Here is a 2,790-nt window from a genome sequence, read left to right as displayed (position 1 = left end):
GGGGAGTGCGGTCGGCGCGGCCGGTCCGGCGGCGGGGAACCCGGGCGCGACGGCCGCCGTCGCGGGTCGCGGCTCGACGTGCTCCGTCCAGCGGCCGCCGTCCCACCACCGCAGCTGCGCCGCGTCGTGCGGGTCGGGGTACCAGGCGGCGGGCGGGGACGCGGGGGTCGTCATGGGAGGCTCCTCGGCGGCGGGACGGACGGACCCTAGCGTCGGGCGCTCGCGCGCGAGGCCGTCCTGAGCCAGGACCACCGGTTCGGCCCAACCCCGACGGCGACGCCGTGGCCGACGCCGACCGCACTCCCCCGCGCCGTGGTACCAGCAGCCTGGCGCCCCGCTCGCGCGGCGGTACCAGCAGCCCGGCGCACCGCCCGTGCGCCAGCGCCCGCGCACCGGGCCCGGATTGCGGTCGGGCCGCCGCACCTGCGACGTTGGGCCGGTGACGGCTCCCCCCACGACGCCCGGGCCGGCGCTGCGCGTCCGCGTCCCCGCCCTCAACCCGTCCGTGCGCCGCTTCCTGTCCACCGAGGCGGGCAGCGCCGTCGCGCTCCTCGCCGCGACCGTGCTCGCGCTCGTCTGGGCGAACAGCGCCTGGGCTGACGCGTACGAGGCGCTCTGGGAGACGACGGCGGGCTTCCACATCGGGTCGATGTCGCTCGATCTGGACCTGCACCACTGGGTCAACGACGCCGCGATGGCGGTGTTCTTCGCGGTGGTCGGGCTCGAGATCTCCCGCGAGGCGACGAGCGGCGAGCTGCGCGACCGGCGGACCGTCGCGGTGCCCGCGCTCGGCGCGCTCGGCGGGCTGCTCGTGCCCGTGCTCATCTACCTGGCGTTCACGGCCGGGACGGACGCGGCGCACGGCTGGGGCGTCGTGATGTCGACCGACACCGCGTTCCTGGTCGGCGTGCTCGCGCTGTTCGGGCCGCGCTGCCCCGACCGGCTGCGGCTGTTCCTGCTGACGCTCGCGATCGTCGACGACATCCGCGCGATCACCGTCATGGCGGTCTTCTACTCCGACGACGTCGACCTCGCGGCGCTCGGCGTCGCGGCGCTCGTCGTCGTCGGCATGGCCGTCATGCGCTGGCTGCGGGTCTGGCAGCTCACGCCGTATGTGCTCGCGGGCGTCGCTCTCTGGATGGCCGTGCAGGCGTCCGGCGTGCACGCGACCCTGGCGGGCGTGCTGGTCGGGCTCCTGGTCCCGGCGACCGTCCCGCAGCGTGAGCAGGTCGAGGCCGTCCCCGTCTACGCGGGTGACCTGGTCGACGACACGACCGCCGAGCGCGAGCACCTCGCCGAGCTCGCCGCGCGCGCGGCGGTCCCGACGAGCGACCGCCTCCAGCGGATCCTGCACCCGTGGTCCGCGTACCTCGTCGTGCCGCTGTTCGGCCTCGCGAACGCGGGCGTCGTGCTCGACGCGCAGACGCTGTCCGACGCGGCGGGCTCGCGCGTGACGATCGGCGTCGCGGTCGCGCTCGTCGTCGGGAACGCGGTCGGCATCACCGGAGCCTCGACCCTCGCGATCCGCGCCGGGCTCGGCGACCTCCCCGGGCGCGTCCGGTACGGGCACCTGCTCGGCGGCGCGGTGCTCGCGGGCATCGGGTTCACCATCTCGCTGTTCATCGCCCAGCTCGCGTTCGGCGACCAGCCGGACGTGCTGTCGGAGGCGAAGATCGGCATCCTCGCAGGCTCGCTCGTCGCCGCCGTCGCGGGGTCGGTCCTGCTGCGCTGGCTCGGCGAGAAGCTGCCGCTGTGCTCGCCCGCGACCGACGGTCCCCCGCCCGCGCTGCCGCCGCTGCCGTGGCGCGCGCCGGAGTGACGCCCACGAGCCGCTGGCCGGACCGTCGCCCGTCAGCCGCCCGGCCGGAGCCTCGGCGCGGGGGTCAGGCGAGCGGGTCGTCCTCGCCCCACGTCGGCAGCCGCAGCCGCCGCGCGTCGGTCGCGAGCAGCCGCTCGGCGGCGGCCCGCAGGGAGGCGGGCGTGTCGGCGCCTGCGCGCACGAACCGGCCCGACAGGTCGTCGAGCTCGCCGTCGCCGAACGCGCGCACGAGCTCCGCGACGTCCTCGACGGGCGTCCACGCGGTGCGCCCGTCGTGCGCGGGCATCCCGCCCGTCATGTCCGTCGCGACGACACCGGGGGCGAGGTCGAGCACGCGCAGGCCGCGGTCGCGGTACTGCGCGTCGAGCATCGTCGTGAGCCGCGCGAGCGCGCCCTTGCTGACGTAGTAGCCGGTGTACGCGCCGCCGGGGTTGACGCCCGCGCCCGAGTTCATGTTGAGCACGCGTCCCCCGCCGCGCGCGAGCATGCCCGGCAGCACGGCACGCGTGACCAGCAGCGGCCCGCGCACGTTGGTCTCGACGACACGCCACGTGTCCTCGACGTCGTCGTCGGCGAACGGCACCTCGGCGCGCTCGATGACGCCCGCGTTGTTGACGAGCAGGCCGACACCGCCGAGGTCCTCGAACGCGGTCTCGACGCGCGCGACGGCGTCGAGGACGGCGGTCGCGTCGATCAGGTCCCCCGCGGCGACCGTCACGCGCGCCCCCGTCTCCGCGACCTCCTCCACGACGGCGTCGAGGTGCGCCCGGGTCCGTCCGACGAGCGCGACGGCCCAGCCCGCCCGTGCGAGGCCGAGCGCGACGCCGCGGCCGATGCCGCGGCCGGCGCCGGTCACGAGGGCGGTACGAGGGACGGGCAGGGCGGCGTCGGTGGTCACCGGGCCATGCTGCCGCAGGTCGCGCGGGTGCGCCGGGCGACGGCCGGGGACGCACCGGACGACGCCCGGGGGC

3 protein-coding genes are annotated in these 2,790 nt (G+C 76.9%); 1 reads left to right on the top strand and 2 read right to left on the bottom strand.

Going from position 1 to position 2,790, the window contains the following annotated elements:
• Positions 1–174, bottom strand: a 174-nt coding sequence (locus tag CTKZ_RS20995) for a DUF2510 domain-containing protein (RefSeq protein WP_148090550.1), incomplete at its 3' end; no start/stop codon positions are given.
• Between the two features lie 265 nt (positions 175–439).
• Here CTKZ_RS20995 and nhaA point away from each other — a divergent pair.
• On the top strand, positions 440–1,819 hold the full coding sequence (gene nhaA, locus CTKZ_RS20990) for a Na+/H+ antiporter NhaA (protein ID WP_124344697.1): 1,380 nt from the start codon (positions 440–442) through the stop codon (positions 1,817–1,819).
• A gap of 64 nt (positions 1,820–1,883) precedes the next feature.
• On the opposite strand, the gene CTKZ_RS20985 is transcribed toward nhaA, so the two are convergent.
• The gene (locus tag CTKZ_RS20985) at positions 1,884–2,717 is read right to left on the bottom strand and encodes an SDR family NAD(P)-dependent oxidoreductase (RefSeq protein WP_124344696.1); all 834 of its coding nucleotides are present in this window, start codon (positions 2,715–2,717) and stop codon (positions 1,884–1,886) included.
• Between the last annotated feature and the right edge of the window lie 73 nt (positions 2,718–2,790).

It is taken from the genome of Cellulomonas algicola, from assembly GCF_003851725.1.
In the GTDB taxonomy this organism is placed as follows: Bacteria; Actinomycetota; Actinomycetes; order Actinomycetales; family Cellulomonadaceae; genus Cellulomonas; species Cellulomonas algicola.
This window is presented reverse-complemented; position numbering and strand designations above follow the sequence as displayed.